The sequence below is a fragment of the Blautia sp. Marseille-P2398 genome (assembly GCF_964240315.1).
GTDB lineage: Bacteria > Bacillota > Clostridia > Lachnospirales > Lachnospiraceae > Blautia_A > Blautia_A wexlerae.
Map to the genome: position 1 here is coordinate 121,983 of NZ_CAXSTD010000009.1, position 12,753 is coordinate 134,735.

Annotated in this window: 11 protein-coding genes; all 11 read left to right on the plus strand. The window is 38.6% G+C overall.

Annotated features, from left to right (window positions below):
• Positions 1 to 266: 266 nt before the first annotated feature.
• The 11 genes from ACESZG_RS11900 to ACESZG_RS11950 all read left to right on the plus strand — a co-directional run bounded on the left by ACESZG_RS11900 (position 267) and on the right by ACESZG_RS11950 (position 12,694).
• Complete coding sequence (locus ACESZG_RS11900; RefSeq protein WP_055060377.1) at positions 267 to 1,991, plus strand: glycogen synthase; 1,725 nt, start codon at positions 267 to 269, stop codon at positions 1,989 to 1,991.
• 298 nt (positions 1,992 to 2,289) lie between these two features.
• Positions 2,290 to 2,931: a class I SAM-dependent methyltransferase gene (locus tag ACESZG_RS11905; RefSeq protein WP_055058435.1), complete on the plus strand. Its 642-nt coding sequence runs from the start codon at positions 2,290 to 2,292 to the stop codon at positions 2,929 to 2,931.
• Between the two features lie 12 nt (positions 2,932 to 2,943).
• A complete protein-coding gene (locus ACESZG_RS11910; protein ID WP_173704296.1) occupies positions 2,944 to 3,726 on the plus strand; it encodes a hypothetical protein in 783 nt (260 codons plus the stop codon).
• A complete protein-coding gene (locus tag ACESZG_RS11915; RefSeq protein WP_025579133.1) occupies positions 3,723 to 4,523 on the plus strand; it encodes a class I SAM-dependent methyltransferase in 801 nt (266 codons plus the stop codon). The genes ACESZG_RS11910 and ACESZG_RS11915 overlap by 4 nt, the downstream gene beginning before the upstream one ends.
• A gap of 23 nt (positions 4,524 to 4,546) precedes the next feature.
• Positions 4,547 to 5,482 carry an acyl-CoA thioester hydrolase/BAAT C-terminal domain-containing protein gene (locus tag ACESZG_RS11920; RefSeq protein ID WP_025579134.1) on the plus strand — a complete coding sequence of 312 codons (936 nt, stop codon included), beginning with the start codon at positions 4,547 to 4,549 and terminating at the stop codon, positions 5,480 to 5,482.
• Positions 5,483 to 5,504: 22 nt separating this feature from the next.
• A complete protein-coding gene (locus tag ACESZG_RS11925; protein WP_055058432.1) occupies positions 5,505 to 6,290 on the plus strand; it encodes a hypothetical protein in 786 nt (261 codons plus the stop codon).
• 2 nt (positions 6,291 to 6,292) lie between these two features.
• The gene (locus ACESZG_RS11930; protein WP_055058431.1) at positions 6,293 to 7,339 is read left to right on the plus strand and encodes a helix-turn-helix domain-containing protein; all 1,047 of its coding nucleotides are present in this window, start codon (positions 6,293 to 6,295) and stop codon (positions 7,337 to 7,339) included.
• Positions 7,340 to 7,445: 106 nt separating this feature from the next.
• The gene (locus ACESZG_RS11935; protein ID WP_025579139.1) at positions 7,446 to 8,207 is read left to right on the plus strand and encodes a hypothetical protein; all 762 of its coding nucleotides are present in this window, start codon (positions 7,446 to 7,448) and stop codon (positions 8,205 to 8,207) included.
• Positions 8,208 to 8,376: 169 nt separating this feature from the next.
• Positions 8,377 to 9,006 (plus strand): TetR/AcrR family transcriptional regulator, encoded by a 630-nt coding sequence (locus ACESZG_RS11940; protein ID WP_025579141.1) that lies wholly within the window; start codon positions 8,377 to 8,379, stop codon positions 9,004 to 9,006.
• 192 nt (positions 9,007 to 9,198) lie between these two features.
• Positions 9,199 to 10,953 carry an ABC transporter ATP-binding protein gene (locus ACESZG_RS11945; protein ID WP_373218387.1) on the plus strand — a complete coding sequence of 585 codons (1,755 nt, stop codon included), beginning with the start codon at positions 9,199 to 9,201 and terminating at the stop codon, positions 10,951 to 10,953.
• A gap of 1 nt (position 10,954) precedes the next feature.
• The gene (locus tag ACESZG_RS11950; protein ID WP_373218389.1) at positions 10,955 to 12,694 is read left to right on the plus strand and encodes an ABC transporter ATP-binding protein; all 1,740 of its coding nucleotides are present in this window, start codon (positions 10,955 to 10,957) and stop codon (positions 12,692 to 12,694) included.
• The last annotated feature ends 59 nt before the right edge of the window (positions 12,695 to 12,753 follow it).

A 12,753-nucleotide genomic window follows, 5' to 3' on the forward strand; every position in this document is an offset into this window, starting at 1 on the left:
CTTTTTCTATGTAGTGTATCTGTAAAATAAAAGAGGCAGATATAATGAAAAGGAATAAACCAGCTTGTATCATTCAGGTAAGAGTTAAGTGATGGAAACATTTCAGATAATAATAGTTACTTTGCGCATTTTGTGTTATAATTGAGATTAACAGGAAATGATAAATATCTGCAAAATGAATGTTTATCAGGAACTTACCGGAGGACATTTTAGTTAAGACGTAATAGATTTCGGACTTTGTAAAATGCAAAAGGGAGATCAATGATATGAGAAAAAAAACAGTTCAAACAAGCAGTACCAAAAGCAGTACCAAAGGCAATGCAAAGAGTAATACAAAGAGCAATACAAAGGGCAATGCAAGAAACAGCGTAAAAAGCAGTGTAAAAAGCAGTGCAAAAAACAGTCCTCAAAAAGCTGTTAAGAATGTTGCTCCAACAGTAGAGAATGTTTCTGTTAAGCAAGCCGTAATTATTCAGGAGCCATCTGTTGAACAGAATGAACAGAACATTCCAACGAGACAGCCTGATCTGGGACCGCGAAGAAGTGTAGCCTTCATTGGATCAGAATGTTATCCATTTGTTAAGACCGGCGGATTGGGAGATGTAATGTCTGCCCTGCCAAAGAGTCTGGCAAAATTAAACATTGATGTTAAGGTCATTATTCCAAGATACAAATGTATTCCTCAGAAATTTCAGGAAAAGATGGAATACAGGGGTTCCTTTGATATGAATCTCTGCTCTGATGGAAAGCAGTATTATGTGGGAATTATGGAATATCAGGAGGATGGGGTTGTCTATGATTTTATAGATAATGATGAGTTCTTCTCCTGGGGAAATCCATATACGAATCTCATAGATGACATTCCGAAATTCTGTTATTTTGCAAAAGCTGCCCTTGCTGCCCTTAATTATTTGAACTGGACTCCTGATGTCGTGCATTGTCATGACTGGCAGGCAGCTTTAGTACCACTTTATCTGAGAACCTGTTTTCAGGATACAGATGTAGGACGTGCAATTTCAGTACTCACAATACATAATCTGAAGTTCCAGGGTATTTATGACAGAAAAAAGATTCAATACTGGTCAGGACTTCCTGATTATGTATTTAATAAGGACTGTATGATCCAGAACTGGCTGGATGCCAATATGTTAAAGGGTGGCATCGCTTACAGCAATAAAGTTACAACTGTAAGTAACACCTATGCTTGGGAGATTCAGACAGAGGAATATGGAGAGGGACTTGCAGAGCATTTAAGATATCACAACAATAAGATTTTGGGAATTGTGAATGGTATTGATACGGATATCTGGAATCCTGCAACTGATAAGCTGTTAGCTGCTGATTATGATGAGAAGTCAGCGATAAAGAATAAAAAGATTAATAAAAAAGCTCTTCAGGAATCTCTGGGGCTGGATGTAGATGAGCATAAGATGGTAATCGGACTTATTTCACGTCTCACCAATCAGAAAGGTCTTGATCTTGTAAATGACGTAATCCCGGGAATTATGGATGAACATACGCAGGTGGTTGTTCTTGGTACTGGTGATTCTCAGTATGAAAATACATTCCGTTATTATGAAAACAAATATAAAGGCAATTTCTGTGCATATATTGCTTACAATGAAAATGTGGCTCACAATATTTATGCAGGATGTGATGCACTTCTGGTTCCATCAAGATTTGAACCATGTGGACTTACACAGCTTATAGCCATGAGATATGGTGCAGTTCCGATTGTAAGAGAGACCGGAGGACTCAAAGATACGGTTCAGCCTTATAATATGTTTGAAAATACAGGAAACGGTTTTACATTTGACAGATATGAAAGCGGGCTGCTTTACGATGCGATCAACAGAGCAAAGACGCTCTATTTCGAGAATAGAAAATCCTGGGATGATATGGTGATCCGTGATATGAATAAAGATGTTTCCTGGGAAAAGAGTGCAAAACAGTACAAAGATATGTATGTAGGATTAACACCAAGAGATTAGTGTGCCGACAATATGCTCAGGCGTATATTTCGAAAACGATGTACTGGTCTTTCCAAATGGTTACGCAGTGCGTAACAAATTGAGACAAATCTGGTTGATAAACCAGATAAAAGTGGTATACTGAACACAGAAGAAAAGAAACCGTGTGGAATTACAGTTTTGTTTCACACGGTTTTTTAGAAAATTAAGGTTAGATAAAACTAACATATATGATAGCGATTTACTGGACAATGTAAAGAGGACGGATTTCTATGAAAATATTGATTTATGGTGTCTGGTGTGATTGGAGGAAAACAACATGAAAAATGAAGAATACAAAAAACTGTCAATTGCTGAATTTACAAAAGCAGCAGGAAGATATGAAAGTAACCATGCGGGTATTTACGAAATGTGTAAGAAAGATTATCCGGATATTCTGGAAGAATTAGAGAAGGAGCCATTTAGAGATTTATTGGATGCCGGCTGCGGACCTGCTCCGATGATTTCTTTATTATCAAAAAAATATCCAGACCGACATTATACAGGTCTGGATTTGACTCCGGCCATGATTGAACAGGCAAAAAAGAAAAACATTTCAAATGCAACGTTTGTTGTAGGAGACTGTGAGAACTTTCCTTTTGAAAATGATTCATTTGATGCAATTATTTGTTCTATGAGTTTTCATCATTATCCGGATCCACAGGCATTTTTTGACAGTGTAAAAAGATGTCTTCGTCCAAATGGAAGATTGATCCTGCGGGATGTGACCAGTGACAATAAAGTATTGGTATGGCTGATGAATACATTGGAAATGCCTCTGGCAAATATATGCGGACATGGAGATGTTCGGGTTCCAACAAGAGATGTGGTCATGAAATGCTGCAGAAAAGTAGGATTAAAAGTAGAAAAATTTGAAATCCGCAAAGGTATGAGGATGCATTGTGTTGTCAGAAAAGTCTGAAGGAGACTAGCTATGAAATTTTATGAAAGTGGAGACAATCGTAAACCTGTGATATTTTTATTTCCCGGTACCTGTTGCCTGTATAGTAGCTTTGATCATGTACTGGATGGGTTGCATTCTTATTTTTATACGGTAGCAGTTTCTTATGATGGATTTGATCCAAACGAGAAAACAGAATTTTATTCGATGGAAGATGAATGTGAAAAAATTGAGCAGGAAATCAGAACAAAGTATGGTGGGAGAATTAAAGCAGCGTATGGATGTTCCCTTGGAGGAAGTTTTGTATCCCTTCTGATTCAGCGGAAAAGAATCCATATAGATCATGGCATCATTGGGAGCAGTGATATGGATGAAGCAGGTAATCTTGTGGCAAAAATTCAGGCATCTATGGTAGTGCCTTTCATGTATAAAATGATACATACAGGTGCTCTTCCGAAATTTATGCAGAAAAAGCTTAACAAGACAGACGGGGCTAAGAAAGAATTATATAATGGATTTTTAAATATGTTTGGAATCGGTAAAGGAGGAAGTCCGTGGATTACAAAACAGAGTATTTATAATCAGTTCTATTCGGATCTGGTTACAAAAGTCCAGCATGGAATTGATGTGCCGGGAACAACAATCCACGTGTTTTACGCAACAAAAATGGGAAAAAAATACGAAAAGAGATATTGTACTTATTTCAAAAATCCGGACATTCAAAGACACAACATGCAGCATGAAGAATTGTTTTGCTGTCATAGTGCAGAGTGGGTGGAAGAAGTAAGAAAGGCAGTGGAAGGCGACAAACAATGAAAGAAAAAGTGAATGTGACAGGTGTACCGGAAACGATGGTACAGACCTTGTATGCAAGAGCAAAAGAAACAAGAAAGAAAAATGCTAAAATAAATGACGAAATTGCAGTAGAACTTGTGAAAAAGCTTGATTATGACTTTTCCAAAGCAGATAAAGATAACGCTATGACTTATGGTGTGATTGCGAGAACAATTGTATTAGACCGGATGGTCAGAAAATATTTGGAGAAGCATGAAAATACAGTTGTCGTAAATATTGCATGCGGACTGGATACCAGATGCTACCGGATGAAGGGAAAATATCTGCGCTGGTATAATGTAGACCTTCCGGAAACAATGAAAATAAGGAGCCAGTTCCTTACCGAAACTGATCCGGTGTATCAGATTGCAAAGTCTGCAATGGATGATTCCTACATAGATGATATCGATTATCACGGTAAGAATATTCTGGTAATAATCGAAGGACTTACAATGTATTTGTATGAGAAAGATATCAGGAAGATGTTTTCTATTATTGATAAATCATTTCAGAAAGTTACAGTAATGGTCGAAACCATGTCACCCTTTGTTGTAAAGCATATGAAAGAGAAATCCATAGAGGGAAGCAATGCAAAATTCACATGGGGAGTTAAGAACAGAAAGGAGCTGCAAAGAATCATACCGGCATTTTCTGTTCGGCAGGAAGTCAGTCTTGTTGAAGGAATGAAAGAGCTTATGCCTGTTTATTATGTAATAGGTAAGATTCCGGCTGTTCGGAATATCTCAAATAAAATAATAGTTTTGGAGAAACATAGCTGATATTAAGGGAGGAGATGATACAGATGAAGAAAAGGCATTTTGATGTGGAATCAGATGGATTTTATGGTGCATACTGGAAATGTAAAACAGGCTCAGACTGTGCAATGATTGCGATGATCGGGGATGATCCGGAGGATTATCTGGCGCGTACATCCGTGAAATGGTTACATAAACTCGGTGTGAACGTGATGACGATGTCGCCGGCAAAAAAGGATTATGGACATCATAATTATCCGCTGGAACGTATAGAGAAAGCAATCAGTTGGTTAAAAATACATGGTAATCAGAAGATAGGAATTGTCGGGGCATCTACTACAGGAACACTTGCATTGACTGCCGCTTCTTATTTTAAGGATATCACATTGACGATAGGTCTGACACCGAGTGACTTTATCTGGCAGGGATTTATGCAGGGTAAAAGAGATGGTTGTAAGGAATGGCCAATGGAGGGAGAATCTCTTTTTTCGTATAAAGAAGAACCACTTCCATACATGCCGTTTTGTTACAAACATCCGGATTACTGGCATGTGATTGAGAAAGAAACAAAACGGACCGGTGATATGATCAATTCAAGAAAACTATTTGATGATTCTGAAAAGGCTCACCCAATCACAGAAGACGAGATGATCAAGATTGAAAAAATCCATGGAACAGTATTGTTAATTGGTGCTGAAGATGATGTGTTGTGGGATACTGCAAAATATATCCGCCGTATGAAGCAGCGTATGAAAGAACATTCACACACATGCAGATTGGATTATGTCATTTATGAGCATGGAACCCATTTCGTTTTTCCGGAGAGCATGCTAAAGACAATGCTCCCGGTTGGATCCGGACTCTTTGTGAAACTGGCATTTCAGGCAGCAAGAAAACATCCGAAAGAATGTCGCAGAGCACGTCTGGATATTGACTGGCGGGTAAGAAATGCTGTTGCAAAATGGAAGAGAGTAGATAGATAAAAAATAGACAGAAGGTGGAAGTGTGGTATTTAAAACAACAGGAAATAAATCAAATTCAGTCATTCTGTTTTTCCATGCAATGGGAGTAACTGGGGAAAGCAGTATGCCGGTTGCAGAGAAAATGGCAGAAAAATATTATTGCATTATGCCAACATCGACTGTGTATTGCTCCGGACAGAGGTATCAAAGCAAAAGAGATGAGATACAACAGATTGTACGATTTTTGGGGAACCATGGAATCAAAGAAATAGAACTTATAGTTGCATCTTCGATTGGAGCAGATCTCGCCATGGCATTCCTGACAGAGATAAAAATACCGGTAAAGCATGTTTTTTTTGATGGCGGGCAGTTTGCACAGATTGGAAAGGCAACACGCAGAATCATGGTTCCGTTCTTATATATAGCAATGAAAAGTTTATATTGGTCAAAAGGAAAAACACTAAAGAGAATCATGTGGTGTGACGATGATAAAATTAAACCTTACTTTATAGAGGCAGGAAAGAACTTGACGTATGGAAATCTGAGGAGACAGCTGACAGACAGTTTGGAAGATAAGCCATTTTCAGAACTGTCAGAAGAATTGCAGAAACATACATTCTGGGAATTTGGAAGTATAGAAGAACATTTTAAATACAGAAATGCAGTGATGCAGACTTATATATACGGTAACTTTCCGGTTTTTGAGGGATTCAACCATATGCAGTATCAAATTCAAAATCCGGAGGGATTTGCCAGAATGCTCGAAACAATTATTGAGACTGACCGATTACCGGAATTGGCATTTGCGATGTGGTATAGAGGAAAATAGTTATGAAAAATGCTTATGAGCTTGCTGAAAATATATTGAAGTCCAAACCTGATAAGAATATAGAATTAAAATCATCAGATTCTTTTGCCAGTATTGAGTTATATGGTACATCAGCTTGCAAAAAGGTACAGGATACGGAATTCTGTGAATGTTTTCATTTGGAAAATGAGAGCGGTACAGGAATGATTACATTGTATCATGTGTTTCCAGGAATTGATCTGGTTTATAATGATATGCATATGGAGTATTGCAACAAGGAGCAAAAGCCGGCTTCCAGTGTGATGGAAATAAACTATTGCATGGAAGGCCGTTGCGAATGCGTGTTTGAACAAAATGAATATGGTTATATAGCGGCAGGAGACTTGTCATTTTGTTCTTTGAAAAAAACTGGGCATGTGTCAGAGTTTCCAACATCGCGTTATCATGGAATTACCATTACGCTTGACTTTTCCATGATTACAGACGAAATGAAAAGGATACTGCAATTATTGTCTGTAAATCTGGAAAAGATTAGTAACATTTCAAAAACACATAGTTTTACTATTATACGGGCAAATCAGTCAATAGAACATATCTTTTTGGAATTGTATAAAGTTCCTGAAGAAATCAGATATGGTTATATTCGTGTGAAAATTCTGGAACTATTATTAGTATTAACTGGATTTGATTTAAAGAAAAATAATTCTGAGCATGTATATTTTTCGGATGTACAGATTGATGCAATAAAGCAGGTTCATGCGTTTCTAAAGGGACACTATAGGGGGCATTATACGATTGAAGAATTGTCAGTGCGTTTTAAAATGTCACCAACTGTTTTGAAAAAATGCTTTAAGGGTGTATACGGAAATTCTGTGTACGCTTATATGAAAAAGTACAGGCTGCAGATGGCGGAACGCCTTTTAAAAGAAAATAAACTTACGATCGGGGAGATAGCATTACAAATTGGCTATCAGAATCCGAACAAATTTACATCTGCATTTCGTACAGAATACGGTATGACACCAACGGAATACCGTAAGAAAAAGACACAGGAAAGTCTGAATGGATAGAAAAAGAGTCTGTTTAGTAATTGAGATTCTATATGGAAATCTATAAAATATGCGTTGTAGTTAGAAGAATCTAACTGCAACGATTTTTAATTTAAGGAGGCATCTCATGAAGCAGAAAAAACTTTTAACATTATTTTTAACAGTTGCAACGTCATTTTCAATGTTAGTTGCTTGTAGTAACGCTACATTTGCAGAAAGTACAGGTACGGCAACTGTTACAGAAAGTACAAATACGACGGACAAGAAACAGAAAGCAGATGAAAATCAGGATGCTGCAAAACAACTTTTGGTTGATTTGACGGGTTCATATCAGGAACTATGGCCGGTAATTCTTGATGAAAAATATCAGCAGATCTGGATTGATGATTGTACAGAGTTGGTTGGTGAGGAAAATGCGGAGGCAGCATATGATAAGTTAGCATCCATGGTTTCAGGAACAATTTATGGAGAAGAAGCAGTAGAAGCATACAAAGATGGCGATGGTGTTTATGACTGCTCTTTTAAAGAAGGTGTAAATAAGCTGGAATTTAATGGTTCTGATTCAGTGATCAAGGGATATGATTCAGAAGGAAAAGAAATCTTTTCCCATACATATCATTATGTTGGAATAGAAGAAGTACGTGGGTTATACGAATTTAAAAGTGACGATGCAGACTCAGGCGAATTTACTTATTTCTGCATAGCACCAGATACAAATGATACAACCTATCATATTGAATTGCGCTACGGCAGCGATTTGGAGGCACTTGGAAAATATGATGAAGGAGACTATGCATACTGGCTTGGCTCAGGTATTTCAACAGACTATGATCAGACAATGGTTGAGAACTGTATAGAACTTTTCTGCAAAGAAAATCTGTCTGAATAGAACAGACTTGTAAAACTGCAGAAAGCATCTGCGGAGTGGAAACTGAATACACGAGGAAAATAAAAAATTGAAACACCAAGACTTGACAAATTCCTGTAATGAGTTAAAATATAACAGTGTTATATAGCGCTGTTATATTTTGAAAAGAAGTTTAGAGGATACGAAAAGAATGTCGACGAAAGCAGAAGATACACAGAAAAACATATTAGATACAGCCAGAAAACATTTTCTGAAAGATGGTTTGACAGGAGCATCTTTAAGAAATATTGTAAAAGATGCAGGGCTTACTACTGGAGCATTTTACAAATATTATCCGACGAAAGAGGCACTTTTTGATGCACTGACGGATCCTTATATGGAACATATTTATCAGATTTATGACCAGATCGTTGAGGAGTTTGAAAAGCTTTCTGCCAGTGATCAGACAAGGAATATGTCGGATACATCCAGTGATGGGATGGAGCAGATGGTTGATTATATCTATGATCATTATGATAATTTCAGATTATTGTTGAAATGCGGAGACAGTGGAAAATTTGAATTATTCATACACAATATGGTGGAGCGGGAAATGAAGTCCAGCCTGAAATATATGGAAAAAATGAAGGAAGCCGGTGTAAAAATACCGGTTGTAGAGGAAAGCCTTATGCATATGATCTATACGGGATTTTTTTCATCAGTATTTCAGATCATTGAGCATGATATAGACAGGGAGACTGCAAAGAAAAATGTACATCAACTGAAAGAATTTAATACAGGTGGCTGGGAACGATTGTGGAATATTGAATTTCCAGTATAACTGATGCAGGAATTCTGAATAGGTTATGTGTGTTGCAGGTTCTGGATTTCTGAATAAAGTTCAGACAGGATAATAATATCAGGTGGTTGATGCCAGTAAACCACCTATTTTATTATATGTTGGTTAGTACGAACTAACAGAAGGTAAAACAATAAAACGAAACAATAAAACGAACGTAAGGAGTGAACAGATGTGAAAGAAAAAAAGAAGTCGGCAGTCAGCTGGATCTTGACGTGGGCCGGACAAAAAAGAATTGCCTATGTGTGGAGTGTGTTACTTGCAATAGGAAATGTGATTTTTAAGATTTTGCCGTATTTTATTATTGCAGATGTAGTAAAGCTGTTTTTAAATGGTGAAAAGGAGTTTGAAATATATCTTGCAAAAGCGGTTCTGATTGCATTATCGTTTATCATTGCAGAACTGCTTCATTCACTTTCGACAGCATTGTCACATAAAGCAACGTTTGCAGTACTTGCAAATATAAGAAAATCCTGCTGTGACAAGCTGGCGCGGGTACCTCTTGGCTATGTGAAAGACACACCTTCCGGTACATTTAAAAATATTATGGTGGAAAGAATCGACAGTATCGAGACAACACTGGCGCATATTGTCCCGGAATTCACGTCCAATCTGCTGGCACCGATTGTGATTTTGATCTATTTCTTCCTGACAGACTGGAGACTGGCACTCTGGTCATTGGTGCCGGTTATAGTGGGATTTCTTTCCTATTTTGGAATGATGCTGGATTATAAACCAAGCTTCGAGAGAACGGTTCAGACAACAAAAGATCTGAATGATGCGGCAGTGGAATATATTGACGGAATCGAAGTGATCAAGGCATTTGGAAAGACAGAAAGTTCTTATGCAAAATTTACAAAGGCGGCTATGGCTTATGCAGATTCCTTTATTTCCTGGATGAAACGGTGCTCAATCTTTCATGGACTGATGATGGTGGTCACACCTTATACGCTTCTTACGGTATTGCCGTTTGGGGCACATTATGTAGCCAATGAAACACTTGCGATTTCAGATTTTGTCATCTGCATTATTTTATCACTTGGAATCGTTGGACCGTTGATAACAGTGGGTTCCTATACAGATGATCTTGGCAAGATCGGAGTGATTGTTGGTGAAGTGGCAGGAATTCTGGAACAGCCGGAGCTTGAACGTCCAGAGAAAAGTAAAAGTGTTCCAAAAGATAACTCCGTTACTCTTGAAGATGTCAGATTTGGTTATCACGACAAAGAAATCCTGCACGGAGTAACTATGGAGCTAAAAGCAGGAACGGTAAATGCAATCGTAGGACCTTCCGGAAGCGGCAAGTCGACCATTGCAAAGCTGATCGCGTCCCTGTGGGATGTGGATTCCGGAAGTATCAAAATCGGCGGAGTTGATGTAAAAGAAATGGCACTTGCAGATTTTAACCGGAAAATTGCATATGTTGCACAGGACAATTATCTGTTTAATGAAACGGTCCGTGAAAATATCCGGCAGGGAAATCCGGATGCTACAGATGAACAGGTTGTTGAGGTGACAAAGAAAAGCGGATGCTATGAATTTATCATGCAGTTGGAGAATGGATTTGATACGGTTGTAGGAGGTGCAGGAGGGCATTTGTCAGGTGGCGAGAGGCAGCGTATCTCCATTGCAAGAGCGATGTTAAAGGATGCTCCGATTGTGATTCTTGACGAGGCAACTGCTTACACGGATCCCGAAAACGAGGCGACTCTGCAGAATTCTATCGCAAAACTGGTAGCTGGGAAGACACTGATCGTAATAGCACACAGGCTTTCTACCATTAAGGACAGTGACCAGATCTTTGTTGTAAATGATGGAAATGTAACAGCACATGGCACACATGAGGAACTTCTGGTGTCATGCCCGCTTTATAAGGAAATGTGGAATGCCCATATTTCTGTAAAAGATACTGTGAAGGAGGGAGAATGATATGTTTGGGATTCTGGCAAAATTCTTTCGTTTTTCAGGCAGGGAAAATGGCAATAAATTTAAACTGTCGATAGTGATCGGACTCATAGAGGCTCTTGCCTCAGCAATGAAGATTCCGGCTATTATGTACATACTGATTGGTCTGCTGAGTGGGAAACCGACAGGAAAATATATTGGAGGCTCCGTTGCGATTATGGTTCTTGCAATTGTAGTCGACGTAATCTGCAAGAGATACTCTACAGTGCTTCAGACAGAGGGAGGATATAATGCAAGTGCTTTTATGAGAATCAAGATTGCAGAACATCTGCGATATCTGCCGATGGGGTATTTCAATTCCAATAGTATCGGGGAAATTTCTTCCATTACAACCAATACAATGGAAATACTTGGCGATGTGGCTGCGAGAGTGGTTATGCTGACAATGCAGGGAATTCTGGAAACATCAATGATCATTCTTATGCTGTTTATTTTTGACTGGAGAATCGGACTGATCGCTGCAGCAGGAGTGCTTATTTTCTTTGGGGTCAATTCTGTGATGCAGAATGCAGGGAAAAAAGATTCAGAGCAAAAAGTGGTATGTGATACAGAGCTTGTAAACCAGATCATGGAGTATCTGCAGGGAATATCAGAAGTTAAATCATATAACTTGCTTGGGAAACAGGCGAAAAGATTAAATGATGCAAATGAAGCATGTGAAAAGATCAATACAAAGATGGAAATGCTGTTTGTGCCCTATCATTTTCTGCAAAGTGTGATAACCAAAATTACAGGTGCTGTGATCGTGGCTTGCAGTGCATATTTTTATATTAATGGAACTATGAGTGCGGTCTATGCGATCGGTATGACAATTTCAGCATTTATGCTTTATGCCAGTCTGGAATGTGCAGGAAATTATTCATCTCTTTTACATGTGGTAAGCGTATGTGTAGATAAAGCAAATGCAATACTGGAACTGGATACTATGGATATAGACGGTAAAGAAATCCAGCCGGAAAATTACGATATCAGACTTTCCAATGTTTCGTTTTCTTATGACAAACGGAAGATTATTGATGATATATCGCTCTCTATTCCGCAGAAAACGACGACAGCAATCGTTGGACCATCTGGCGGAGGAAAATCAACACTTTGCAATCTGATTGCCAGGTTCTGGGATGTGGACTCCGGGGAAGTGACACTTGGAGGTGTGAATGTAAAAGACTACAGCATGAACAGTCTGATGAGTAATTTCTCATTTGTGTTTCAGTCGGTGTATTTGTTTGCAGACACCATTGAGAATAATATTAAATTCGGACGTCAGGATGCAAGCCATGAGGAAGTGGTGGAAGCGGCAAAGAAAGCGTGCTGTCACGATTTCATCAGCAAACTTCCGGATGGATATGACACAGTAATCGGAGAAGGCGGCGCCACACTTTCCGGTGGCGAGAAGCAGCGTATTTCCATAGCCAGAGCGATCATGAAGGATGCACCAATTGTTATATTAGATGAAGCAACGGCCAATGTTGATCCGGAGAATGAAAAGGAGCTGATGGATGCAGTAGATGCACTTACAAAGGAAAAAACGATTATTATGATTGCCCACAGACTAAAAACAGTCAGACATGCAGACCAGATTGTGGTTGTTGACAAAGGAAGAATTGTGCAGCAGGGAACACATGAGCAGCTAATGAAGCAGGAAGGTATCTATAAGAGATTTGTGGATGCAAGGCAGCAGGCGGTAAGCTGGAAACTGGCGCGCTGAGAAATAATACACAGTTGGGGAATATCCAAAAGCACTGAAAACCGTTGAATTATTGGTTT

Bases quoted from the DNA above. Each gene is read 5' to 3' on its own strand.
- ACESZG_RS11905 (WP_055058435.1), top strand. From the start codon at position 2,290: ATGAAAAATGAAGAATACAAAAAACTGTCAATTGCTGAATTTACAAAA.
- ACESZG_RS11935 (WP_025579139.1), top strand. From the start codon at position 7,446: ATGAAGCAGAAAAAACTTTTAACATTATTTTTAACAGTTGCAACGTCA.
- ACESZG_RS11950 (WP_373218389.1), top strand. From the start codon at position 10,955: ATGTTTGGGATTCTGGCAAAATTCTTTCGTTTTTCAGGCAGGGAAAAT.
- ACESZG_RS11920 (WP_025579134.1), top strand. From the start codon at position 4,547: ATGAAGAAAAGGCATTTTGATGTGGAATCAGATGGATTTTATGGTGCA.
- ACESZG_RS11940 (WP_025579141.1), top strand. From the start codon at position 8,377: ATGTCGACGAAAGCAGAAGATACACAGAAAAACATATTAGATACAGCC.
- ACESZG_RS11930 (WP_055058431.1), top strand. From the start codon at position 6,293: ATGAAAAATGCTTATGAGCTTGCTGAAAATATATTGAAGTCCAAACCT.
- ACESZG_RS11910 (WP_173704296.1), top strand. From the start codon at position 2,944: ATGAAATTTTATGAAAGTGGAGACAATCGTAAACCTGTGATATTTTTA.
- ACESZG_RS11900 (WP_055060377.1), top strand. From the start codon at position 267: ATGAGAAAAAAAACAGTTCAAACAAGCAGTACCAAAAGCAGTACCAAA.
- ACESZG_RS11915 (WP_025579133.1), top strand. From the start codon at position 3,723: ATGAAAGAAAAAGTGAATGTGACAGGTGTACCGGAAACGATGGTACAG.